Source organism: Methylobacterium sp. CCH7-A2 (assembly GCF_001557075.1).
GTDB classification, from domain to species: Bacteria; Pseudomonadota; Alphaproteobacteria; order Rhizobiales; family Beijerinckiaceae; genus Allobosea; species Allobosea massiliensis.
This window is the reverse complement of sequence record NZ_LSKN01000136.1, coordinates 55,647-76,218: the sequence shown is the minus strand read 5'-3', so window position 1 is coordinate 76,218 and position 20,572 is coordinate 55,647. Positions and strand designations below refer to the sequence as shown.

The window sequence follows — 20,572 nt, the reverse complement described above, 5'->3', positions numbered from 1 at the left end:
AGGGGCGAGGGCGCGTCAATGCGCCATCGCCTTGACGATATCGTCGGTGACCTTCTTGGCGTCGCCGAAGAGCATCATCGTGTTGGGGCGGAAGAACAGCTCGTTCTCGACGCCGGCATAGCCGGCGGCCATGCCGCGCTTGATGAAGAGAACGGTCTTGGCCTTCTCGACGTCCAGGATCGGCATGCCGAAGATCGGCGAGGTGCGGTCGGTCTTGGCGGCCGGGTTGGTGACGTCGTTGGCGCCGATGACGAAGGCGACGTCGGCCTGGCCAAATTCCGAGTTGATGTCCTCGAGCTCGAAGACCTCGTCATAGGGCACGTTGGCCTCGGCCAGCAGCACGTTCATATGGCCGGGCATGCGCCCCGCGACCGGGTGGATGGCGTACTTCACCTCGACGCCTTCCTTCTTCAGCAGGTCGGCCATCTCGCGCAGCGTGTGCTGGGCCTGGGCCACCGCCATGCCGTAGCCCGGTACGATGATGACCTTGCCGGCGTTCTTCATGATGTAGGCGGCATCGTCGGCCGAGCCCTGCTTGACCGGCCGGGCCTCCACGGCGCCACCGGCGCCGGCCGCGGCATCGTCGCCGCCGAAGCCGCCGAGGATGACCGAGAGGAAGCTCCGGTTCATCGCCTTGCACATGATGTAGGACAGGATCGCACCCGAGGAGCCGACCAGCGCGCCGGTGATGATCAGCGCCATATTGCCGAGCGTGAAGCCGATGCCCGCGGCCGCCCAGCCCGAATAGGAGTTGAGCATCGAGACGACGACGGGCATGTCGGCGCCGCCGATCGGGATGATCAGCAGCACGCCGAGCGCAAACGAGACCAGCACGATCAGCCAGAAGACGACATGGCTCTCGGTCTTCAGGAAGATCAGCAGCAGCACGAGCAGCGCGACGCCGAGGCCGATATTGATGCCGTGGCGCTGCGGCAGCATGATCGGCTTGCCGCTCATGCGCCCGTCGAGCTTGAGGAAGGCGATGATCGAGCCGGTGAAGGTGATCGCGCCGATGGCGACGCCGAGGCCCATTTCGAACAGGCTGGCGCCGCTGATCGCGCCGACTCGGCCGATGCCGAAGGCACTCGGCGCATAGAGCGCCGCCGCCGCCACCAGCACCGCGGCGAGGCCGACGAGCGAGTGGAAGAAGGCGACGAGCTGCGGCATCTGCGTCATCTGCACGCGCTTCGCCATGAAGGCGCCGATGCCGCCGCCGATGGCGATCCCGGCCACGACCAGCAGCCAGCCCGAGAAGCCGGCCGGCGGGAAGAAAATGACCGTGGTCGCGATGGCGATGCCCATGCCGACCATGCCGTACAGGTTGCCCTGGCGCGAGGTCGTCGGATGGGAGAGGCCCCTCAAGGCCATGATGAAGAGGACGCCGGCGACGACGTAGAGAAGGGCGGAGAGATTGGCGGCCATCGGCGCTCAGCCCTTCTTCTTGTACATGGACAGCATCCGCTCGGTGACGAGGAAGCCGCCGAAGATGTTGACCGCCGCGAGGACGAGCGCGAGGAAGCCGAAGATCTTGGCCCAGACCGGGCCGTCGCCCAACGCGGGCGCCGCCTCGACGCCGACCGCGAGCAGGGCGCCGACGACGATGACCGAGGAGATCGCGTTGGTGACCGACATCAGCGGGGTGTGCAGCGCCGGCGTCACCGACCAGACGACATAGTAGCCGACGAAGACGGCGAGCACGAAGATCGCGAGGCGGAACACTGTCGGGTCGACGAAGCCGCCGGTCGCGGCGCTGGCGCCGGCGGCGAGGCTGTCGGCGTGCTGGGCGGCGAGATCGGCGGCCTGACGCGCCGCGGCCGCGACGGAGCGGGCCTGCTCGAGCGCCTGTTCGGAAGTCGGATTAGCCATTGGTGACGCTCCCCTCGACGGCCGGTGCGGGCTCTGGTTCTGGCTTGGGCGCGGGCTTGGCCGCGAAATTCGGATGGATGACGGCGCCGTCGCGGGTCAGGGCGGTGGCCCTGACCAACTCGTCGTCCCAGTTCACCGCGACCTTCTTCTCGGACTTGTCGATCAGCGTCTCGACGAAGGCGAGCAGGTTCTTGGCGTAGAGCTGCGAGGCGGTGGCCGCGAGGCGGCCGGGCACGTTGAGGTGGCCGACGATGCGCACGCCGTTCGGCGTCACCACGACCTCGCCGGGCTTGGCGAGTTCGCAGTTGCCGCCGCGCTCGACCGCGAGATCGACGATGACGGAGCCGGCCTTCATGCTCTCGACCATGGCGGCCGTGATCAGCTTCGGCGCCGGGCGGCCCGGGATCAGCGCGGTGGTGATGACGATGTCCTGCTTGGCGATGTGGCTCGCCGTCAGCTCGGCCTGCTTGGCCTGATACTCCTTGGACATTTCCTTGGCGTAGCCGCCCGCCGTCTGCGCCTGCTTGAACTCCTCGTCCTCGACGGCGAGGAACTTGGCGCCGAGCGATTCGACCTGCTCCTTGGTGGCGGGACGCACGTCGGTGGCGGTGACGATGGCGCCGAGGCGGCGCGCGGTCGCGATCGCCTGCAGGCCGGCGACGCCGACGCCCATGATGAAGATGCGCGCGGCGGGCACCGTGCCTGCCGCCGTCATCATCATCGGCAGGGCGCGGCCATATTCGGCGGCGCCGTCGATGACGGCGCGGTAGCCCGCGAGGTTGGCCTGGGACGAGAGCACGTCCATCACCTGCGCGCGGGTGATGCGCGGCATGAACTCCATGGCGAAGGCCGAGACCTTGGCCTTGGCGAGCGCGGCGAGCGCCGCCTCGTTGCCATAGGGGTCCATGGTGGCGATGACGAGCGCGCCGGCCGGCAGGCTCTTGATCTCGCTCTCGGCAGGGCGGCGCACCTTCAGCACGATGGCGGCGCCAGCGAGCGCGGCGGCGGCGTCGGCCGCGATGGTCGCGCCTGCGGCCTCGTAATCCGCGTCCGAGATTCCGGAGGCGAGGCCGGCGCCGCTCTGCACGGCGATCTCGGCTCCCAGGCTCTTGAACTTGCGGACGGTCTCCGGCGTCACGGCGACGCGGGTCTCGGCCCCTTGCGTTTCGGCAGGCACGGCGATGCGCATGGCGGCGGAACCTCTCGGCGCGGGTGGTCGGGCGGGATCAGTGCGGGGCGGAGACGAGCAGCAGCGCCAGCAGCATCAGCACCAGCGGTACCGCCGGGGCGCGCCAGCCGATGGACTTCGAGGCGATGCCGATGCCGGTGGCGACGAGGGTCAGCAGCGTGCCGATGATGGCGATGCCCCAGGCGTGCTTGGTGCCGCCGACCGCGAGAGCCGCGACAATGGCGAGGCAGGCGGCCGTGCCGACTTCGGAGAAGTGGATGAAGCCCTGATAGGTCCGCTCGTGCTCGCGGTAGTCCATCTGCGGAATGTCGGAGGCGGAGTGTCCGTGATCGGCCATGGTCTGATCCTGAGAAAAAGCTCGTCTCATGCCGTGTAGCGCACCTGCGGGAGGTCGGCAACGGAGCGCCGTGGCCAGCCTTCCGCAAGGGCGGCGAACGCCGTCGGCGGAACGCCTCTAATGCGGCTCATGAGCCATGTAAATCGATTTAATTACAAAAAATTCACCTGTCCCCGCGGGAAGCGCGGTCCTTCAGGCGATGATGTCCGGCGTCAGCGCATCCTCGATCTGCGAGATCCGGTCCTTGAGGTAGAGCTTGCGCTTCTTCAGCCGCTGGACCTGGACCTGGTTGATGGCGCCGACGCGCTCCAGCGCGTCGATAGCGCTGTCGAGGTCGCGATGTTCCTCGCGCAGCCGCGCCAGTTCCGTGGTGAAGGCCTCGATCTCGTCAGTGCTGAGCTCGAATCCCATGGAGTGCCGCCGTCCCATCATCGCCGCGATTGGCGGCGACTATGGTCAGACGCCGGGCGCCCCGCAAGAGCGGGGATGAGCGGCCTAGCCGGAGCCGATGGCATTCATGCCGTTACGTCAATCTTCTGGTGACGATCACAGAATGTCATGCGGTCCCGCGCGAAACCGCCGCAGACGTGAAGCCGGCTCTATGTCACACTGATCCCGTCAACCGCTCATCAGGAGGATCCAGATGTCGCTGCAGACCCATCTCGTCGAACTCGAACGCAAGCATCGTCAGCTCGAGGAAGCCATCGCCAAGGCCGTGGCCCGTCCCTCCTCCGACGATCTGACCGTGGTCGAGCTGAAGCGAAAGAAGCTGCTGCTGAAGGAGGAGATCGAGCGGGTGCGGCAGACCATGCCGGACCGAACGCTCCATTGAGCGCCGGCCCTCCGGGCCGAAGTTGCGTCGCGTGTGTTCGGCCGGCCCCGCAAGGGGCCGGTTTTTTGTTGCCGGTCGGCGGATCGGAACTTCCGGCACCCGTTCCTGTTGGGGCTGCACCACCAGCAGGACGGACAGTATGATGCGGCTTGACCCCCATGGACGCGCCCATGCGTGCGAAGATGCGGCTCTCATGGGGAGCGGTCGGCCCTCGCGGCGGTCTTTGCTGGGGCTGCTGGCCTCCGCCAGCGCCTTCGTCGCGCTGCCGGCGGGCGCTCAGGCGCCGGCGCCGGGGCCGCAGAAGAGCTTCGGCTATGACGACGTGGTGGCGCGGGCGCGCCAGCTGGGCGAGCGGCCCTTCGACGCGGACGCGGCGACGATCCCCGCCGAACTCGCGCGGCTGACCTATGACAGCTATCGGGAGATCCGTTTCCGTCGCGACAAGGCTTTCTGGCGCGATGGCGGCTCGGATTTCCGGCTGTTGCCTTTCCATCTCGGCTTCCTGCACGACAAGCCAGTGCAGCTCCACATCATCAGCCATGGCGCGGCGATGCCGATCCCCTTCATCACCTCGCTGTTCGAATACGGCAAGGTGCCCGTGCCGAAGGGGCTTTCGCCCTCGCTCGGCTTCGCGGGCTTCGCGGTCACGACGAATCTCAACGATCCGCGGGTGCAGGACGAGGTCATCTCCTTCCTCGGCGCCAGCTATTTCCGGCTGATCGGGCGCGGCCACCATTACGGGCTCTCGGCGCGCTCGCTGGCGATCGACATCGGCGGCGCCCAGCCGGAGGAGTTTCCCTTCATGCGGGCGCTGTGGCTGGAGGAGCCCTCGCGCGATTCGACGGCGCTCACGATCTACGCGCTGCTCGATTCGCCCTCGGTGGCAGGCGCCTATCGCTATGTCGTCCGGCCCGGCGCGACGACGCATGTCGACGTCACAGCGACGATCTTTCCGCGCAAGGCGATCGAGCGCATCGGCATCGCGCCGCTGACCTCGATGTTCCAGGCCGGCGAGGGCGATCTCGCCCAGCGCAGCGATTTCCGCCCCGAAATCCACGATTCGGACGGGCTGATGATGCAGGCCGGCAGCGGCGAGTGGATCTGGCGGCCGCTGCGCAATCCGAAGGCTCTGCGCATCTCGAGCTTCGCAGGCACCAATCCCAAGGGCTTCGGCCTGATGCAGCGCGACCGCGATTTCGGGAACTATCAGGATCTCGAGGCGCATTACCATGCCCGGCCGGGTTACTGGGTCGAGCCACAGGGCGAGTGGGGCGAGGGGCGTGTCGAGCTGATCGAGATCCCGACCGACAATGAGGCCTTCGACAACATCGGTGCCTGCTGGACGCCGAACACGCCGTTGCCGACCGGCGAGCCCTCCGAGTTCCGCTATCGCATCACCGCCCTGTCGACGACGGACGAACTGCACCCTTACGCACAGACGCGACACAGCTTCGCGGGCTCGGATGTCGAGGACGGGCATGTCGCCGGCCAGGGCACCAAGCGCTTCATCGTCGACTTCGCCGGGGGCGATCTCGGCTATTATCTCGCCGACCCGGACCGTGTCGAACTCGAGGCCTCGGTGACGGCGGGCTCGATCGGCACGCGTATCCTGCAGCCCAATCCGGCGGCCGGTGGCTTCCGCTGCATTATCGACGCCAGCCTCCCGGACGGGCAGACGGCGGATCTGCGGCTCTTTCTGAAAGCCCGTGGGCGGACCCTGTCTGAAACCTGGATCAGCACATGGACGGCGCCGGCTCCCCCGCCGGCCGCGACACCGCCTGCGGCCGCCGCGCCCTCTCCGGCCAAGGAGTGACGGCGGTCACAAGGCCTTGGCCATCTCGCGCAGCCTGAACTTCTGGATCTTGCCGGTCGAGGTCTTGGGGACCTCGGTGAAGATCACGGTCTTCGGGCATTTGAAGGCGGCGAGGTGCTGGCGGCACCAGGCGACGATCTCGGCCTCGGTGGCTGTCTTTCCAGGCTTCAGCTCGACGAAGGCGCAGGGCGTCTCGCCCCATTTCTCGTCCGGCCGCGCGACGACGGCGGCGGCCTGGATCGCCGGGTGCTTGTAGAGCGCGTCCTCGACCTCGATCGAGGAGATGTTCTCGCCGCCGGAGATGATGATGTCCTTGGAGCGGTCCTTCAGCTGGATGTAGCCGTCGGGGTAGCGCACGCCGAGATCGCCGGTATGGAACCAGCCGCCGGCGAAGGCGGCCTGCGTCGATTTCGCGTTCTTGAGGTAGCCCTTCATCACGACATTGCCGCGCATCATGACCTCGCCCAGCGTGGCGCCGTCGCGCGGGACGGGCTGCATCGTCTCGGGATCGAGCACGTCGAGCCCTTCCAGCGCCGGATAACGCACGCCCTGGCGCGCCTTCAGCACGGCCTGCTCGGGAGCGGGCAGGGCGTCCCAGTCACGGTTCCAGTCGTTGACCACGGCGGGGCCGTAGCACTCGGTGAGCCCGTAGAGATGCGTCACCTCGAAGCCGGCCTGCTTCATGCCGGCGAGCACGGCCTCCGGCGGCGGGGCGGCGGCGGTGAAGAAGGACACCGTCTGGGGAAAATCGCGGCGCTCCTCGGCGGGCGCGTTGAGCAGGGCCGACATCACGATCGGCGCGCCGCAGAGATGCGTCACGCCATGGTCGGCGAGCGCGTCATACATCGCCTTCGCGCGCACCTGTCGCAGGCAGACATGGGTGCCGGCGACGAGCGAGATCGACCAGGGGAAGCACCAGCCGTTGCAGTGGAACATCGGCAGCGTCCAGAGATAGACCGGATGCCGGCCCATCTGCCCGGTGAGGATGTTCGAGGTCGCCAGCAGATTGGCGCCGCGGTGGTGATAGACCACGCCCTTGGGATCACCGGTGGTGCCGGAGGTGTAGTTCAGCGCGATCGCATCCCACTCGTCAGTGGGCATGACCCAGGCGTAATCGGGATCGCCGGCGGCGACGAACTCTTCATATTCGAGGCTACCGAGCCGCTCGCCGGGCCCGTCATAGACGGGGTCGTCATAGTCGATGACGAGGGGCTTCGCCTTGCACAGCGCCAGCGCCTCCTTGATCGTCTTCGAGAACTCCCGGTCGGTGATCAGGACCTTGGCCTCGCCATGGTCGAGCGAAAACGCGATGATCGCCGCGTCGAGGCGGGTATTGAGCGTGTTGAGCACGGCGCCGCACATCGGCACGCCGTAATGGCATTCGAGCATGGCCGGGGTGTTGGGCAGCATGGCGGCGACGGTGTCGTTCTTGCCGATGCCGTGGCGGGCGAGCGCCGAGGCGAGGCGGCGCGCGCGGGCGTAGAAGTCAGCATAGCTGCGGCGCATGGGGCCGTGAATGATCGCGATATGGTCCGGATAAACGCTCGCGGCACGCTCGAGGAAGGGCAGCGGCGAGAGCGGCTGGTGGTTGGCCGGGTTGCGGTCGAGATCGGTGTCGTAGGCGGATGTCGTCATGCGGTGTCCCCTCCCGGTCGGCTTAGCCTCTGCGGGCCTTCACCGTAATCCATCCCTTTGTCCGATAGGGCGCAAGGGGGCAGGGGCATCTCGCGTCAGAGCCAGTGCAGACCCTTCAGCCCGTCATAGGTCAGCTTCAGCCCGACCAGCAGGAGCAGGCCGTAGATGATCCGGTAGAAGCGCTTCACCGGGACCTTCCGGACCAGCCAGACGCCGGCAACCGTCGAGACGATGGCGACCGGCAGCAGCGCCAGCGAGGCGGTGAGGTTGGCGGTCGTGAACTGGCCGAGCGCGATATAGGGGAAGACCTTGATGATGTTGATCAGCGCGAAGAAGATCGCACCCGTCCCGACGAAGACGGCCGGCGGCAGCCGCAGCGGCATGGTGTAGATCTGGTAGGGCGGCCCGCCGGCATGGGCGATCATGCTGGTAAACCCTGAGAGCGCGCCCCAGAACGTGCCCTGCGGGTAGTTCGACCGTGCCGGCGGCAGTTCCGTCTTGCCACCGGAGACGAGGTTGCGCAGCGCGAAGACGACCGAGATCAGGCCGATCGCCAGGACCACGGCGCCGTCGGCGACGCGCGCCGCCAGCAGATAGCCCGCGAAGATGCCGAGTGCGGCGCCTGGCAGCAGCGTCGCCAGCGTGCGCCGGTCGAAATCGCGGCGGTAGGACCAGACAGTCACGACATCCTGCGACATCAGCACCGGCAGCATGATCGCGGCCGCCGTCACCGGCGAGACGACCTGCGCCATCAGCGGCAGCGAGAGCAGGCCGAGCCCCGAGAAACCACCCTTGGAAAGCCCCATGAGAATGACCGCCGGCACCATGGCGGCGAAGAAGGCAGGGTCGAGCAGCATCGCGTGGGAGGTCCGAAAGGCTAAGGGCGGCCGTTGCGCCAGATCAACCGTGGCATCTCCCGCGCCGCGTTAGAAGATCAAGGGCGCGGGGGCGCCATGTGCGAAAGTCGCTCTCGACGCCGGGCCATGCCTCTGGAAAGGGATGGCGAGAAAAAGAACGAGGGGAGGGTGCCATGACGGAGACGGGCCGCTATGGCGAGATCTATCGGCGCTGGCAGGCCGATCCGGAGGGGTTCTGGGCGGAGGCAGCCCTGGCGATCGACTGGATCTCGCCGCCGCAGCGCATCTTCGACGCTTCGCAGGGCGCCTATGGGCGCTGGTTCCCGGACGCGACCTGCAACACCTGCTTCAACGCGCTCGACCGGCATGTGCGCGACGGGCGCGGCGAGCAGCCGGCGCTGATCCATGACAGCCCGGTCACGGGCACCAAGGCGGTCTTCAGCTATGCGCAGATGCTCGACGAGGTCGGGGCGCTCGCGGCCGTGCTGCAGGATCTCGGCGTCGGCAAGGGCGATCGCGTCGTCCTCTACATGCCGATGGTGCCGGAAGCGGCCTTCGCCATGCTGGCCTGCGCCCGTATCGGCGCGGTGCATTCGGTCGTCTTCGGCGGCTTCGCGGCGAAGGAGCTGGCGACACGCATCGAGGATGCCAAGCCGCGCGTGATCCTGGCCGCGACCTGCGGCATCGAGCCCAGCCGCGTGGTCGAATACAAGCCGCTGCTCGACCAGGCGATCGACCTGTCCGCGCACAAGCCGCAGACCTGCCTGATCCTGCAGCGGCCGCAGGCCGAGGCCTCGATGCATGCGACCCGCGACAAGAACTGGCGCATGCTGGTCGCGGCCGCCAAGGCGCAGGGGCGACGGGCGGAGTGCGTCCCCGTCGCGGCGACCGACCCGCTGTACATCCTCTACACCTCGGGCACGACGGGAAAGCCCAAGGGTGTGGTGCGCGACAATGGCGGCCACATGGTCGCGCTGAAATGGACCATGGACAATCTCTACGGCGTGAAGCCGGGCGAGGTGATGATCACGGCGTCGGATGTCGGCTGGGTCGTCGGTCACAGCTACATCGTCTATGCACCACTGATCCAGGGCGCGACCTCGGTGCTCTACGAGGGCAAGCCGGTGGGCACGCCCGATGCCGGTGCCTTCTGGCGGCTGATCGCCGAGCACAAGGCGGTCGTGCTGTTCACGGCGCCCACCGCCTTCCGCGCCATCCGCAAGGAGGATCCGGAGGCCAGGCTGCTGCCGGCCTATGATCTCTCGCATTTCCGGGCGCTGTTCCTGGCCGGCGAGCGGGCCGATCCCGACACGCTGGTCTGGGCGCAGGATATCCTGAAGGTGCCGGTGATCGACCATTGGTGGCAGACCGAGACCGGCTCGCCGATCGTCGGCAACCCGATCGGCCTTGAATTGCTCACGGTCAAGCCGGGCTCGCCGACGGTGCCGATGCCGGGCTACGACGTGCAATGCGTCGACGAGGGCGGGCGGCCGGTGCCTCCCGGCACGATGGGCGCGATCGTCATCAAGCTGCCGCTGCCGCCCTGCGCCCTGCCGACCCTGTGGCAGGCCGACGAGCGCTTCGTCGAATCCTATCTCGCGGCCTTCCCGGGCTACTACAACACCTCGGATGCCGGCTTCATCGATGCCGACGGCTATGTCTTCATCATGGGGCGCACCGACGACATCATCAACGTCGCCGGCCACCGCCTCTCGACGGGCGGCATGGAGGAGGTGCTGGCCTCGCATCCGGCGGTGGCGGAATGCGCCGTCGTCGGCATCCGCGACGCGCTCAAGGGCGAGCAGCCCTGCGGCTTCGTCGTGCTCAAATCCGGCATCACCCAGAGCCCGGATGCCGTCGAGCGCGAGCTGGTGGCGCTGGTGCGCGAGAAGATCGGCCCCGTCGCCGCCTTCCGGCTGGCGCTGACGGTTGGGCGGCTGCCGAAGACGCGCTCCGGCAAGATCCTGCGCGCGACGATGAAGAAGATCGCCGATGGCGAGGACTACGCCATGCCGGCGACGATCGAGGACCCGGCGGTGCTGGACGAGATCGGGCTGGCGCTGAAGGCGAAGGGGCTGGGATAGGGCGCGCCCTGCGCGGATCGTCGGGCTAGAGGCCGATGGTCGCGCCGTTCCATCGCAGCAGGCGCTTTGGCCATTCCAGCCGCATCAGATCCTCGCCGATGATCAGCGGACCGGCATAGCCGCTCGCGCGAATCTCTTCAGCGACCAGCGCCGTATCGGCTGCGGGCGGCACGATATGCGTGATCGCCAGGGCTTTCGCCCCGCTCCGGCGTGCCAGATCGCCGACCACCTGCGGCGTCATGTGGTAGCTCTTCACGGCTGCGACGGTGGCGGCCGTGCGGACGCCGGCGACGACCGGCATCTGGCTCTCGACATAGACTTCGCTGACGAGCAGATCGCAGTGCTCGGCGGCCTGCTCGAGCGTCGGCGTGAGGCGGGTGTCGCCGGAGAATACGATCCGGCTCGTGCCGTCGCTCAGCGTCAGCCCGAAGGCCGGTTCGACCGGCTTGTGGTCGACCAGGAAGGCCGTCACGGAGAGGCCCTGGAGGCCGGCGACCGGCCCCTCCTGCAACTCTTCGAACACGATATCGAGGCCGCTGGCATCGGGGCGCTGCTCGAAGGCGATGCGCAGGTGACGCTCGCGCGCGAAGGCCTCGTACTGATCCCGCAGATTGGCCAGCGCAGGGGCCGGCGCCAGCACCCGCCAGGGGCGGTTGCGGCCCTGATGCCAGGAGGAGATGACGAGCTGATAGAAGTCGACCAGATGGTCGGAATGCTCGTGTGTGACGATCAGCAGATCGATGTCGGCGCCGCGATGTCCGCTCGCAACCAGCCGCTGGCTGACACCCGAGCCGCAATCGATCAGCAGCTTGCAGCCGCCGGCCTCGACGAGATGAGAGGGACCGGCGCGCCGCAGGCTGACAGGCGGCGCGCCGGTTCCGAGAAAGGTGAAGGCTAGTCCGGCACTCATGCCGGCAAGGTGTCAGGGCGAGCCGCCATCGGCAAGCCGCCGCCGCCTCAGGCCTCGTCGTCCTCGTCGACCGGACGCTTCATCTGCTTGAGCTTGGCGAACACGGAATCGACGTCGATCGCCGCCTCTTCCTCGCGCTTGGGCTTGCCCATGTCGGCGAAGGTTTGGCTCAGCGGCGTGGGCTCCGGCGCCGTGGTCTCCTCGGCCGGCAGCAGCGTCGAGCCGATCTCGGCGACCATGGCCGGGCGGTCCTTGGCGGCGCGGCCGACCTCGAAGTCGAGGTCGATCTGCGAGCACAGGCCGAGGCTGACCGGGTCGATCGGCGAGAGCGTCTGGGCGTTCCAGTGGGTGCGGTCGCGGATCTGCGCGATCGTCGACTTGGTCGTGCCGATCAGGCGGATGATCTGCGCGTCCTTGAGCTCGGGATGGTTGCGCAGGAGCCAGAGGATGGCGTTGGGCCGGTCCTGGCGCTTCGAGACGGGGGTGTAGCGCGGGCCTTTGGTCTTCTTCATCTCGGGCACCTTCACCTTGCGCTCGGCGAGCTTGAGGTGGTGGGCCGGGTTCTTGCTGGCGCGCTCGAGTTCCTCGCGGGTGAGCTGGCCCGAGGTGATCGGGTCGAGCCCCTTGATGCCGGCCGCGACCTCGCCATCGGCGATGCCGCGCACCTCGAGTGGGTGAAGTTTGCAGAACTCGGCGATCTGCTCGAAGGTCAGGGACGTGTTCTCGACCAGCCAGACCGCGGTGGCTTTCGGCATCAGCGGAGGTAACGACACGGGGCTGTCTCCTGGAATCTCGGAATCCGGCGCGGGGCCGGGTCAACGTCGCGGGCAATAGCTCTCGGGCGCCGACCGGCCTCCTCGGCCGGCCATCCAAATCATCGACGATGAACAGGATGGCCGGCTTATAGACTCAGCCCGCCCGCCTGTCCAAGAAAAAGCGGTGCGGCGCAGGGTGTTTCCGGCCGGTGGCGCCGGGCCGGGCAGAGCGGTAACCTCGGCGCAAACGAGCCGAAGGAGCCGCCGATGTCGCTGTTTTCCGATGATGACCGCCCCAAGCCCAAGCCCGTCCATGAGATCGGGCAGGATCTGTCGATGCTGTCGCTGGCGGAGATCGACCTGCGCGTGGCGGCACTGAAGGCCGAGATCGAGCGGCTGACCGAGGCGCGGGCGAAGAAGGACGCCTCGCGCAGCGCGGCCGATGCTTTTTTTCGGAAACCCGGCTGAAAAAGCGGCTGATGGCGTCCGCGTTAAGGGGCTCTTAACGATTCCAAAGTATGAATCGGATCATCCAGTTTGTCTGGATGCGAGTGGCTCCTGCCCGCTCTGTTTGACGCCTCCCTGTTGACCTTCGAGCCGCCTTCGGGCGGCTCTTTTTTTATGGTCTGTACCCGCGTTAAGGTTAACCAGACGTTACCGACGCGGCGCCCGCCCATCGGCGCTATCCTTGCGACATCGACGGCATGAGCCGTGACGCGTGCCAAGCGGACACGGCGTTGTGCCGATGGGAGACAAGGCCATGAACGACCTGCTGATCCGCGAGACCACCAGCGACGACGGCGCGATCTCCTTCGCGCGCGGCTTCGTGAAGTCCGATGCCTTCATGGCGCTGTTCCGCGAGGGCATGGGCCTGGTCGAGCAGACCGCGGCCTATCTCGACGGCGAGGGCCGGACCGCTTCGGCCGCGCTGCCGCGCGAGGTCGCGCTCGGCTATGCGACGGAGAGCATGCGCCTGACGACGCGGCTGATGCAGATCGCCTCCTGGCTGCTGGTGCAGCGGGCCGTCGCCGAGGGCGAGATGACGGCCGAGCAGGCGCGCGCCGAAAACGCCAAGGTCCGCATCCCCGAGACCGGCGTGTCCGGGACGGCGGCCGAGCTGGAGCGCCTGCCGCAGGGGCTTCAGGACCTGATCGCCCATTCCTTCCGGCTGCAGGCCCGCATCCGCCATCTCGAGGGCCAGATGAACGCCCCGGCTCCGGCCGAGAAGGCCAACCCCGTCCAGGACCAGCTCGCCAGCCTGCAGGCCCGCCTCGGCCTCGCACTCTGACGATTCCGCACGCGGCCGATCGCCGCGCCCGGCACCCGCCCAAACGAAACGGCCCGGTCGAAAGACCGGGCCGTTCTTGATTCAAATCAGCGCAGGCGGGCGAACCCGCCGGCAGATCACTTCTTGCCGAGGGAGCCGATCGCGGCGAAACGCGAGTTGAAGCGCGAGACGCGGCCGCCACGGTCGAGCATCTGCTGCGAACCGCCGGTCCAGGCCGGATGCGTCGTCGGGTCGATGTCGAGGTTCAGCGTGTCGCCCTCCTTGCCGAGCGTCGAACGCGTGAAGTATTCCGTGCCATTGGTCATGACGACCTTGATGGTGTGGTAGTCGGGGTGGATGCCGGTCTTGGCCATGGCTAAATCCTCAAACGTCGAGAACGGGCGTGGTCGACAAGCAGGCAAGCCTGCCCGGCCCGTCGAAAAATTCGTATGAGCCTGTCGTGAAGTCGCGTGCACATATCTCAGCCGGGCCGACAGCGCAAGCAGAACAGGACGAAGACGCGTGCCCGCAGCCGAAAAAGACGATACCAAAGCACGGCCGGATTTCCGTTCCCTGGCGTCCTTCTGGCCCTATGCCCTGAGATATCGCGGGCGCATCGCGCTCGCCCTGCTGGCGCTCGTCATCGCCTCGGCGGCGACGCTGGCGCTGCCGGTCGCGGTGCGGCGGGTGATCGATGTCGGCTTCTCCGGCGGCGAGCAGCAACTCGCCAACAGCTATTTCGTGCTGCTCATCGGCGTGGTCGCGGTGCTGGCGCTGGCGAGTTCGGCGCGCTTCTACCTCGTGATGACGGTGGGCGAGCGCATCGTCGCCGATCTGCGGGCCGACGTCTTCGCGCATCTGACGCGGCTCGAGCCCGCCTTCTTCGATTCCAGCCGGGCGGGCGACCTCGTCTCGCGGCTCACCGCCGACACGACGCAGATCAAGTCGACCTTCGGCTCGACGGCCTCGATTGCGCTGCGCAACGCGATCATGACCATCGGCGCGCTCTCGCTGATGATCGCGACCAGCCCGCAGCTCTCGGCCATCGTCATCGGCGCGATCCCGCTGATCGTGCTGCCGCTGGTGTTCTCCGGGCGCTCGGTGCGCCGGCGCGCCCGGGCGGCGCAGGACCGGCTCGCCGACGCCTCCGCCTTCGCCTCGGAGGCGGTCGGTGCGATCCGCACCATGCAGTCCTTCGGCGCGGCGCGGCAGACCGCAGCGCGCTTCGGCCAGGCTTCGGACGAGGCCTATGCCGCCTCGCGTGCCGCCACCGCCTCGCGCGCGTTGCTCTCGGGCGTCGCGATCTTCCTGGTCAGCGCCAGCGTCGTCTGGGTGCTCTGGACGGGGGCGACGGAGGTCTTTGAGGGGCGCATGACCGGCGGGCGGCTGTCGCAGTTCCTGCTCTATGCCGTGCTGGCGGCGAGCTCGCTCGGCCAGCTCTCGGAAGTCTATGGCGATGTGTCCGCCGCGGCCGGCGCGGCCGGGCGGCTCGGCGAGATCCTCGCCCTGAAGCCGGCCATCGCGGCGCCGCCGAACCCGGCACCGATGCCGCAGCCGGCGCGTGGCGAACTCGCTTTCGAGGGCGTCTCCTTCAGCTATCCCGGCCGCAGCGTCGAGGCGCTGTCGGATCTCACCTTCTCGGTGCGGGCGGGCGAGCGCGTCGCGCTGGTCGGCCCCTCTGGCGCCGGCAAGAGCACGGTGCTGCAGCTGGCGCTGCGGTTCTACGATCCGAGCGCGGGGCGCGTCCTCGTCGACGGCATGGCCGGGCCGCAGGTCGACCCGGAAGCCTGGCGGCAGCGCTTTGCGCTGGTGCCGCAGGAGCCGACCGTCTTCGGCGTCTCGGTGCGCGACAACATCGCCTATGGGCGCCCCGAGGCGACGCAGGCCGAGATCGAGGACGCCGCCCGGCTGGCGGCGGCGGACGGTTTCATCCGCGATCTGCCGCAGGGCTACGACACCATCGTCGGCGAACGCGGCGTGACACTGTCGGGCGGCCAGCGCCAGCGTCTCGCGATCGCGCGCGCGGTGCTGAAGGACGCGCCGATCCTGCTGCTGGACGAGGCAACGAGCGCGCTCGATTCCGAGAGCGAGCGGGCGGTTCAGGATGCGCTCGACCGGCTGATGCGCGGGCGTACCACGCTCGTCGTCGCGCACCGCCTCGCCACCATCCTCTCCGCCGACCGCATCCTGGTGATGGAGGACGGCCGCGTCGTCGAGGAGGGCACCCATGTCGAGCTGAAGGCCCGCGGCGGGCTCTATGCGCGGCTGGCCTCGCTGCAATTCGGGCTGGAAGCGGCCTGAGCGCCGGACCCGGCGGCCGCCTCAGTTCACGAGGTCAGGTTGATCGTGTACTTGCCGGGGTTGGGCACGGTGCCCTTGAAGCCGACGCTGCGCTCCCCGGCCGGGCAGGTGCCGCCGACGATCTCGCGCGTGATCGCGCGGGAAGGGACGCAGAAGGTCTTGTCGACGCCCGACTGGCCCGGCCAGTGATAGGTCCGGCCCTCCTTCTCGGCATAGTAGTAAAACAGCGCCGTGTTCAGCCGGGCGACGCTCTTGCAGCTTCCGGCGGGAATCGTCTGCCAGGCCGTCAGCGTCCACTTTTTCGTCGTCTGGGGGACATTGGCCAGAGCCGTGAAGATCTTCGAGCCGGTCTTGTTGCAGAAGACGATCTCGGTCTGCTGCTGTTGGGCGGCGACCGGCGTGCCGATCATCGCCATGGCGGCAACCGCCGCCAATCCTGCCATTCTCATCTCGCCCCCCAGCGGAACCATCGCGTCACCTGATCTGACTGCCGCAAGGGCAGCCTTGTCAACTCGCGCCGCGGTGGTCGCGTCAAAGGCCATGCGTGCGCGGATAGGCGCTCGCGGGCGGGGAGGCCCAGCCGGCGAGCAGTTCGGGCTCCGTGCGGTAGATCTCGACCCTGAGGGGATAGCAGGCGGCGGCGTCGCTCGAATGGGTCGCGCTGCAATCGCCGCCCGGGCAGGCTGAGAGCGCGCCGAGCAGGTCGATCTCCGCGAAGAACTCGATGTAGTCGCCCGGCCGCACCGGGCTCGCCTTCATGAAGTATTGATGCGTGCCGCGGGTGAAGCCGGTGCACATGAAGACGTTGAGCACGTCGTGGACATGCCGCTCGGCCTCCGTCACGGGCAGGCCCTTGGCCTTCGCCAGCGCGCGCGTCAGGTTGGAATGGCAGCACTGGTGATAGTCGCCGCCCGAGAGGAGGCGGTTGGTGTAGGGGTCGCAGCGCGTCCCGATCACGTCATGCACGGCCCCGCCATCGGCGTCGATCCCGTACCAGGCGAGGGTGTCGTGGGTGATCGTCGCGAGCGGCCGCAGGGCCGGCAGGCTGCTCCAGAGCCGGTCGCCGGTCGAGACATGGGTGGCATGAAGCTGGCGGGTCTTGCCGCTGAAGAACCGCTCGGAGAGGTCGTGCGCGTTCCAGAGGTTGAGATCGCCGACCTGAGGTCCGTCGACGCCGACGATGCGGAAGAACTGGCCGGCCTGCACGCGGAAGGCCTCGGCGTCGCGGGGTGCGACCACGACCTCCTCGATCTTCGTGAGATCCTGTCGGGCGCGGCCGAGCATCGCCATGTCGGGCTTCGGCAGGCTCTCGACAGGGTAGCAGATGGTCAGCGGTCGGGAGCGGCGGGCGGCGGCGTCGGCAGGCTCGGCGGGCAGCATGGCGGGCTCCGGTCGGCGGTGGTCAGCGGGGCGGCAGCGCGGCGTAATAGGCGGCGAGCGCCGCGATCTCCTGACCGCTCATATGGCGGGCCATGTAGCGCATCTCCTTGTGGGTGCGCTTGCCGCTCCGGAACGCCATCATCTGATTGAAGAGATAGCGCTCGTTCTGGCCGGCGAGATGCGGCACCTCGGTGTCGCGGGCGATGCCGTCGAGCCCATGGCAGGCGGCGCATTCCTCGATCACCGAGCCGCGCGGTTCGGCGAGGGCCGCGCCGGCGGCTGCGACCGTGGCCGCGAGCACGATGGCGGCCCCCCAGGCCAGTGCCCGATCCTGCCTCACGCGTCTCACCGCTCGGTGATCTTGAACTCGATGCGGCGGTTGCGCCGCCAGGCATCGTCGGTGTTGGCGACGTCGAGCGGCTGGAACTCGCCGAAGCCGGTGGCGGCGATGCGGTCGGCCGGGATGCCCTTCGTCACGAGATATTCAACGACCGCGATGGCGCGGGCCGCCGAGAGGTGCCAGTTCGAGGGGAATTGCGGCGAGCGGATCGGCCGGTTGTCGGTGTGGCCGTCGACACGCAGGATCCAGGGCAGGTCGGGCGGCATCTCGCGGCCGAGATCGGCGATGATGGCGCCGAGCTTGTCGAGCTCGCCACGCCCCTCCGGCTTCAGCACGGCCTGGCCGGCATCGAAGAAGACCTCGGACTGGAAGACGAAGCGGTCGCCGACGACGCGGATGTCGGGCCGCGTGCCGAGCACCTGGCGCAGGCGGCCGAAGAAGTCCGAGCGGTACCGCGCCAGCTCCTGGACGCGCTGGGCCAGCGCCACGTTGAGCCGCGAGCCGAGCTCGGCGATGCGGGCCTGCGCTTCCTTGTCCTTGGCCTCGGAGGCGCTGAGCGCCTCCTCCAGCGCCGCGAGCTGGCGGCGCATGGCGAGGATCTGCTGGTTGACGAGATCGACGGTGGCCTGGGCGCGGGCCGAGAGCTGCTTTTCGGCTTCGAGCGCCTTTTGCGCCTCGCCGAGCTGGGCGGCCTGGTTGCCGGGCTGGGCGGCCAGCAGATCCTGGATACGGCCGCGCTCGGCCTGCTCGCGCGTCAGCGAGGATTGCAGGAGCTGCAGGTTCTCCTGGGCCTGGCGGTTCGAGGAGCGCTCGAGGGCGAGCAGGTCGGTCAGCTCCGAGATCTGCCGGTTCAGCCGCTCCAGCGCCGTGTCCTTGCCGGTCAGCTCCTGCGACAGGAAGAACTGCCCGAGCACGAAGACGGAGAGCAGGAAGACGATGCCGATCAGCATCGTCGAGAGTGCGTCGACGAAGCCCGGCCAGAAATTGACCTCGTCGCGGCGGTGGGAGCGGGAGAGGGCCATCGCCGTCAGGGCTCCATCACATTGTCGGCGGTGAGGCGCTCGAGCAGGCGCTTCATGTCCTTCTCGCGGGCCGCCTGCGCTTCCACCCAGTCACGGATGAGCTGCTGCTCGGAGCGCATGTGCTGGACGAGGCCCTGGATGCCCTCGGCGAGGCTGGCGAGCGCCTGGGTCGCGGCGCGGTTGTTGGCGCCGCTCTCGGCCATGGCGGCGCCGAGCCGGTCCAGCCTGTCGGCCAGCGGGTCGCCCGTCAGCGAGCGCAGACCCGGCGCAGCGCCCGCGGCCGCCGTGCGCGTGCCGAGCCAGCTTTCCATCTCGTTACGGAAGCGGCGCTGGGCCTGCGCGACCTGCAATTCGAGGAAGCCGAGGATCAGCGAGCCGGCGATGCCGAAGAGCGAGGAGGAGAAGGACAGGCCCATGCCGGCGAGGGGCGCGGCGAGGCCGGCCTTGAGTTCGTCGAACAGCACGCCGGCTTCCGCGCCGGTGCGCAGGCTCTTGATGACGTTGCCGACGGAGGAGACCGTGTCGAGCAGGCCCCAGAAGGTGCCGAGCAGGCCGAGGAAGACGAGCAGGCCTGCCAGATAGCGCAGCACCTCGCGGCCATCGTCGAGCCGCACCGCGATCGATTCGAGCACGGTCGCCGCCTGGGCGGGGGCGAGGCTGCGGGCCTCGAGCGCCGGCAGCACCGGGCCGAGCGGCGCGATGACCTCGCCGCGGCGGATCTCCGCGGCGGCGGGAGCCGCGGCGAGGCGGGTGGCGGCGCGCGCCTCGGCATGGAGGCGCCAGAGTTCGCGGAGCGCGATCAGGACGCCGACGAGGAGCGAGCCGAGGATCAGGCCGTTCAGGCCCGGATTGGTCATGAAGGCGGTGATCAGGCCGCCCTGGAGGATGAAGCCGAGGAAGCCGATCAGCGCGAGGAAGACGAGGGCGCGGACGACATAGCGCAGCGGGCGCGAGAACCGCGTCTCCTCCCGCGGGGGCGCGGCCATGTCGCGTTCGGCCGCCAGATCCTCAGTCGCCATGCTTAATCATCCGTTCGCCATCGTCACGGGGGGACTGTCGCTTCCCGTGCCGCGATGATCAAGCGCGAAAGATCAAGGGGATATGACCAAAGCCGCGGCTGTGGCCGCGAGGTTGCGCGGCTCAGACCGTCTTGAGCGCGGCGCGCAGGGCCTGCTCGCCGATCTCGTTGCCGCAGATGATGTCGCGGGCCATGGTCGGCTGCTTGCCGTCGAGCGTGCCGAAGGTGCCGCCCGCCTCGCGGATCATCACGGCCCCGGCCGCGAAGTCCCAGGTGTTGAGCTCGCGCTCCCAATAGGCGTCGAAGCGGCCGGCGGCGACATAGGCGATGTCGAGGGCGGCGCAGCCCATCCGGCGGACATTGGAGAAGCGGGTCATCACCGCGCCGAGTTCGCGCAGGAAGAGCGGATGGCCGCCCTTGCCGATATGCGGAACGCCCATGCCGACGAGCATCTCGCTCGGCTCGCGACGGCCCGAGACGCGCATGCGCCGGTTGTTGACATAGGCGCCCTTGCCCTTCTCGGCGATGAAGAGCTCGTCCTTGGCGGCGTCGTAGATCACGCCGGCGACGAACTGGTTGTCGCGCTCCAGCGCCACCGAGATGTTCCAGTGCGGCACGCCGCGCAGGAAGTTATGGGTGCCGTCGAGCGGGTCGATGTGCCAGCGATTGCTCTCGTCCGTCCCCTGGACGACGCCGCTCTCCTCCATGACGAAGCCATAGCCGGGCCGGGCCTTCTCGAGCGAGGCGCGCAGGATCTCCTCGGCCTTGTGGTCGGCCTTGGAGACGAAGTCGCCCGGACCCTTGGCGAGGACCTGCAGGTTCTCGACCTCGCCGAAGTCGCGCTTCAGCGAACGCGACGCCTTCATCACGGCGTCGGTCATCACGGTCATCAGGGGAGAGCGGATCATCGGTAACCTCGTTCGCGCCGTTCGGCGCAGCAGTGGGACCCCGGCTTGACAGGATCCG

Annotated in this window: 22 protein-coding genes; 6 read left to right on the top strand and 16 right to left on the bottom strand. The window is 68.4% G+C overall.

Translation table 11 applies throughout. The features are described from left to right. Positions 1–15 precede the first annotated feature (15 nt). From AX750_RS11855 to AX750_RS11835, 5 genes are all read right to left on the bottom strand, one after another. A complete protein-coding gene (locus tag AX750_RS11855) occupies positions 16–1,422 on the bottom strand; it encodes an NAD(P)(+) transhydrogenase (Re/Si-specific) subunit beta (RefSeq protein WP_066726174.1) in 1,407 nt (468 codons plus the stop codon). Positions 1,423–1,428: 6 nt separating this feature from the next. After that, positions 1,429–1,866, bottom strand: a complete 438-nt coding sequence (locus tag AX750_RS11850) for an NAD(P) transhydrogenase subunit alpha (protein ID WP_066726176.1) — start codon at positions 1,864–1,866, stop codon at positions 1,429–1,431. Beyond that, positions 1,859–3,055 (bottom strand): Re/Si-specific NAD(P)(+) transhydrogenase subunit alpha, encoded by a 1,197-nt coding sequence (locus tag AX750_RS11845; protein ID WP_066726178.1) that lies wholly within the window; start codon positions 3,053–3,055, stop codon positions 1,859–1,861. The genes AX750_RS11850 and AX750_RS11845 overlap by 8 nt, the downstream gene beginning before the upstream one ends. Before the next feature lie 37 nt (positions 3,056–3,092). After that, on the bottom strand, positions 3,093–3,392 hold the full coding sequence (locus AX750_RS11840; RefSeq protein WP_066726182.1) for an aa3-type cytochrome c oxidase subunit IV: 300 nt from the start codon (positions 3,390–3,392) through the stop codon (positions 3,093–3,095). 192 nt (positions 3,393–3,584) lie between these two features. Next, entirely contained in the window at positions 3,585–3,803 is a 219-nt protein-coding gene (locus tag AX750_RS11835; RefSeq protein WP_066726185.1) for a DUF465 domain-containing protein, read from the bottom strand. 232 nt (positions 3,804–4,035) lie between these two features. Here AX750_RS11835 and AX750_RS11830 point away from each other — a divergent pair, with 232 nt between their 5' ends. Together AX750_RS11830 and AX750_RS11825 are read left to right on the top strand one after the other, a co-directional pair. Further along, on the top strand, positions 4,036–4,224 hold the full coding sequence (locus AX750_RS11830) for a DUF465 domain-containing protein (protein WP_066726194.1): 189 nt from the start codon (positions 4,036–4,038) through the stop codon (positions 4,222–4,224). A gap of 193 nt (positions 4,225–4,417) precedes the next feature. Then, positions 4,418–6,037 carry a glucan biosynthesis protein G gene (locus tag AX750_RS11825; RefSeq protein WP_082737562.1) on the top strand — a complete coding sequence of 540 codons (1,620 nt, stop codon included), beginning with the start codon at positions 4,418–4,420 and terminating at the stop codon, positions 6,035–6,037. 6 nt (positions 6,038–6,043) lie between these two features. Here AX750_RS11825 and AX750_RS11820 read toward each other — a convergent pair whose 3' ends face one another. Then, on the bottom strand, positions 6,044–7,672 hold the full coding sequence (locus AX750_RS11820; protein WP_066726201.1) for an acyl-CoA synthetase: 1,629 nt from the start codon (positions 7,670–7,672) through the stop codon (positions 6,044–6,046). 95 nt (positions 7,673–7,767) lie between these two features. Further along, a complete protein-coding gene (locus AX750_RS11815) occupies positions 7,768–8,529 on the bottom strand; it encodes a sulfite exporter TauE/SafE family protein (RefSeq protein WP_066726203.1) in 762 nt (253 codons plus the stop codon). 173 nt (positions 8,530–8,702) lie between these two features. On the opposite strand from AX750_RS11815, the gene AX750_RS11810 reads away from it, so the two are divergent. Then, the gene (locus tag AX750_RS11810) at positions 8,703–10,613 is read left to right on the top strand and encodes a propionyl-CoA synthetase (RefSeq protein WP_066726206.1); all 1,911 of its coding nucleotides are present in this window, start codon (positions 8,703–8,705) and stop codon (positions 10,611–10,613) included. Between the two features lie 25 nt (positions 10,614–10,638). On the opposite strand, the gene AX750_RS11805 is transcribed toward AX750_RS11810, so the two are convergent. Both AX750_RS11805 and AX750_RS11800 read right to left on the bottom strand, forming a co-directional pair. Next, on the bottom strand, positions 10,639–11,523 hold the full coding sequence (locus tag AX750_RS11805; RefSeq protein ID WP_066726208.1) for an MBL fold metallo-hydrolase: 885 nt from the start codon (positions 11,521–11,523) through the stop codon (positions 10,639–10,641). A 47-nt stretch (positions 11,524–11,570) separates the two neighbouring features. Then, positions 11,571–12,296: a cell cycle transcriptional regulator TrcR gene (locus tag AX750_RS11800; RefSeq protein ID WP_066726211.1), complete on the bottom strand. Its 726-nt coding sequence runs from the start codon at positions 12,294–12,296 to the stop codon at positions 11,571–11,573. Positions 12,297–12,545: 249 nt separating this feature from the next. Here AX750_RS11800 and AX750_RS11795 point away from each other — a divergent pair, with 249 nt between their 5' ends. Next, positions 12,546–12,746 carry a DUF1192 domain-containing protein gene (locus AX750_RS11795; protein ID WP_066726213.1) on the top strand — a complete coding sequence of 67 codons (201 nt, stop codon included), beginning with the start codon at positions 12,546–12,548 and terminating at the stop codon, positions 12,744–12,746. A gap of 292 nt (positions 12,747–13,038) precedes the next feature. Beyond that, on the top strand, positions 13,039–13,566 hold the full coding sequence (locus tag AX750_RS11790; RefSeq protein WP_066726215.1) for a DUF1465 family protein: 528 nt from the start codon (positions 13,039–13,041) through the stop codon (positions 13,564–13,566). A 116-nt stretch (positions 13,567–13,682) separates the two neighbouring features. Here AX750_RS11790 and rpmE read toward each other — a convergent pair whose 3' ends face one another. Further along, positions 13,683–13,919 carry a 50S ribosomal protein L31 gene (gene rpmE / locus AX750_RS11785; RefSeq protein WP_066726217.1) on the bottom strand — a complete coding sequence of 79 codons (237 nt, stop codon included), beginning with the start codon at positions 13,917–13,919 and terminating at the stop codon, positions 13,683–13,685. Positions 13,920–14,118: 199 nt separating this feature from the next. Between rpmE and AX750_RS11780 the strand changes: the two genes are divergently transcribed. Further along, a complete protein-coding gene (locus AX750_RS11780) occupies positions 14,119–15,846 on the top strand; it encodes an ABC transporter transmembrane domain-containing protein (protein WP_066726375.1) in 1,728 nt (575 codons plus the stop codon). 26 nt (positions 15,847–15,872) lie between these two features. Here AX750_RS11780 and AX750_RS11775 read toward each other — a convergent pair whose 3' ends face one another. From AX750_RS11775 to AX750_RS11750, 6 genes are all read right to left on the bottom strand, one after another. Then, on the bottom strand, positions 15,873–16,289 hold the full coding sequence (locus AX750_RS11775) for a DUF1036 domain-containing protein (protein WP_197426727.1): 417 nt from the start codon (positions 16,287–16,289) through the stop codon (positions 15,873–15,875). A gap of 88 nt (positions 16,290–16,377) precedes the next feature. Continuing rightward, the gene (locus AX750_RS11770; protein WP_066726222.1) at positions 16,378–17,226 is read right to left on the bottom strand and encodes a DUF1989 domain-containing protein; all 849 of its coding nucleotides are present in this window, start codon (positions 17,224–17,226) and stop codon (positions 16,378–16,380) included. Positions 17,227–17,248: 22 nt separating this feature from the next. Then, positions 17,249–17,566, bottom strand: coding sequence for a c-type cytochrome (locus AX750_RS11765; protein WP_245282376.1), 318 nt, complete (start codon positions 17,564–17,566; stop codon positions 17,249–17,251). Between the two features lie 5 nt (positions 17,567–17,571). Continuing rightward, on the bottom strand, positions 17,572–18,588 hold the full coding sequence (locus AX750_RS11760) for a peptidoglycan -binding protein (RefSeq protein ID WP_066726223.1): 1,017 nt from the start codon (positions 18,586–18,588) through the stop codon (positions 17,572–17,574). Positions 18,589–18,593: 5 nt separating this feature from the next. Then, positions 18,594–19,574, bottom strand: coding sequence for a flagellar motor protein MotA (locus AX750_RS11755; RefSeq protein ID WP_066726381.1), 981 nt, complete (start codon positions 19,572–19,574; stop codon positions 18,594–18,596). A gap of 154 nt (positions 19,575–19,728) precedes the next feature. After that, the gene (locus AX750_RS11750) at positions 19,729–20,514 is read right to left on the bottom strand and encodes an inositol monophosphatase family protein (RefSeq protein WP_066726225.1); all 786 of its coding nucleotides are present in this window, start codon (positions 20,512–20,514) and stop codon (positions 19,729–19,731) included. Between the last annotated feature and the right edge of the window lie 58 nt (positions 20,515–20,572).

Bases quoted from the DNA above. Each gene is read 5' to 3' on its own strand.
- AX750_RS11855 (WP_066726174.1), bottom strand. From the start codon at position 1,422: ATGGCCGCCAATCTCTCCGCCCTTCTCTACGTCGTCGCCGGCGTCCTC.
- AX750_RS11850 (WP_066726176.1), bottom strand. From the start codon at position 1,866: ATGGCTAATCCGACTTCCGAACAGGCGCTCGAGCAGGCCCGCTCCGTC.
- AX750_RS11845 (WP_066726178.1), bottom strand. From the start codon at position 3,055: ATGCGCATCGCCGTGCCTGCCGAAACGCAAGGGGCCGAGACCCGCGTC.
- AX750_RS11840 (WP_066726182.1), bottom strand. From the start codon at position 3,392: ATGGCCGATCACGGACACTCCGCCTCCGACATTCCGCAGATGGACTAC.
- AX750_RS11835 (WP_066726185.1), bottom strand. From the start codon at position 3,803: ATGGGATTCGAGCTCAGCACTGACGAGATCGAGGCCTTCACCACGGAA.
- AX750_RS11830 (WP_066726194.1), top strand. From the start codon at position 4,036: ATGTCGCTGCAGACCCATCTCGTCGAACTCGAACGCAAGCATCGTCAG.
- AX750_RS11825 (WP_082737562.1), top strand. From the start codon at position 4,418: ATGGGGAGCGGTCGGCCCTCGCGGCGGTCTTTGCTGGGGCTGCTGGCC.
- AX750_RS11820 (WP_066726201.1), bottom strand. From the start codon at position 7,672: ATGACGACATCCGCCTACGACACCGATCTCGACCGCAACCCGGCCAAC.
- AX750_RS11815 (WP_066726203.1), bottom strand. From the start codon at position 8,529: ATGCTGCTCGACCCTGCCTTCTTCGCCGCCATGGTGCCGGCGGTCATT.
- AX750_RS11810 (WP_066726206.1), top strand. From the start codon at position 8,703: ATGACGGAGACGGGCCGCTATGGCGAGATCTATCGGCGCTGGCAGGCC.
- AX750_RS11805 (WP_066726208.1), bottom strand. From the start codon at position 11,523: ATGAGTGCCGGACTAGCCTTCACCTTTCTCGGAACCGGCGCGCCGCCT.
- AX750_RS11795 (WP_066726213.1), top strand. From the start codon at position 12,546: ATGTCGCTGTTTTCCGATGATGACCGCCCCAAGCCCAAGCCCGTCCAT.
- AX750_RS11790 (WP_066726215.1), top strand. From the start codon at position 13,039: ATGAACGACCTGCTGATCCGCGAGACCACCAGCGACGACGGCGCGATC.
- rpmE (WP_066726217.1), bottom strand. From the start codon at position 13,919: ATGGCCAAGACCGGCATCCACCCCGACTACCACACCATCAAGGTCGTC.
- AX750_RS11775 (WP_197426727.1), bottom strand. From the start codon at position 16,289: ATGGCAGGATTGGCGGCGGTTGCCGCCATGGCGATGATCGGCACGCCG.
- AX750_RS11770 (WP_066726222.1), bottom strand. From the start codon at position 17,226: ATGCTGCCCGCCGAGCCTGCCGACGCCGCCGCCCGCCGCTCCCGACCG.
- AX750_RS11760 (WP_066726223.1), bottom strand. From the start codon at position 18,588: ATGGCCCTCTCCCGCTCCCACCGCCGCGACGAGGTCAATTTCTGGCCG.
- AX750_RS11755 (WP_066726381.1), bottom strand. From the start codon at position 19,574: ATGGCCGCGCCCCCGCGGGAGGAGACGCGGTTCTCGCGCCCGCTGCGC.
- AX750_RS11750 (WP_066726225.1), bottom strand. From the start codon at position 20,514: ATGATCCGCTCTCCCCTGATGACCGTGATGACCGACGCCGTGATGAAG.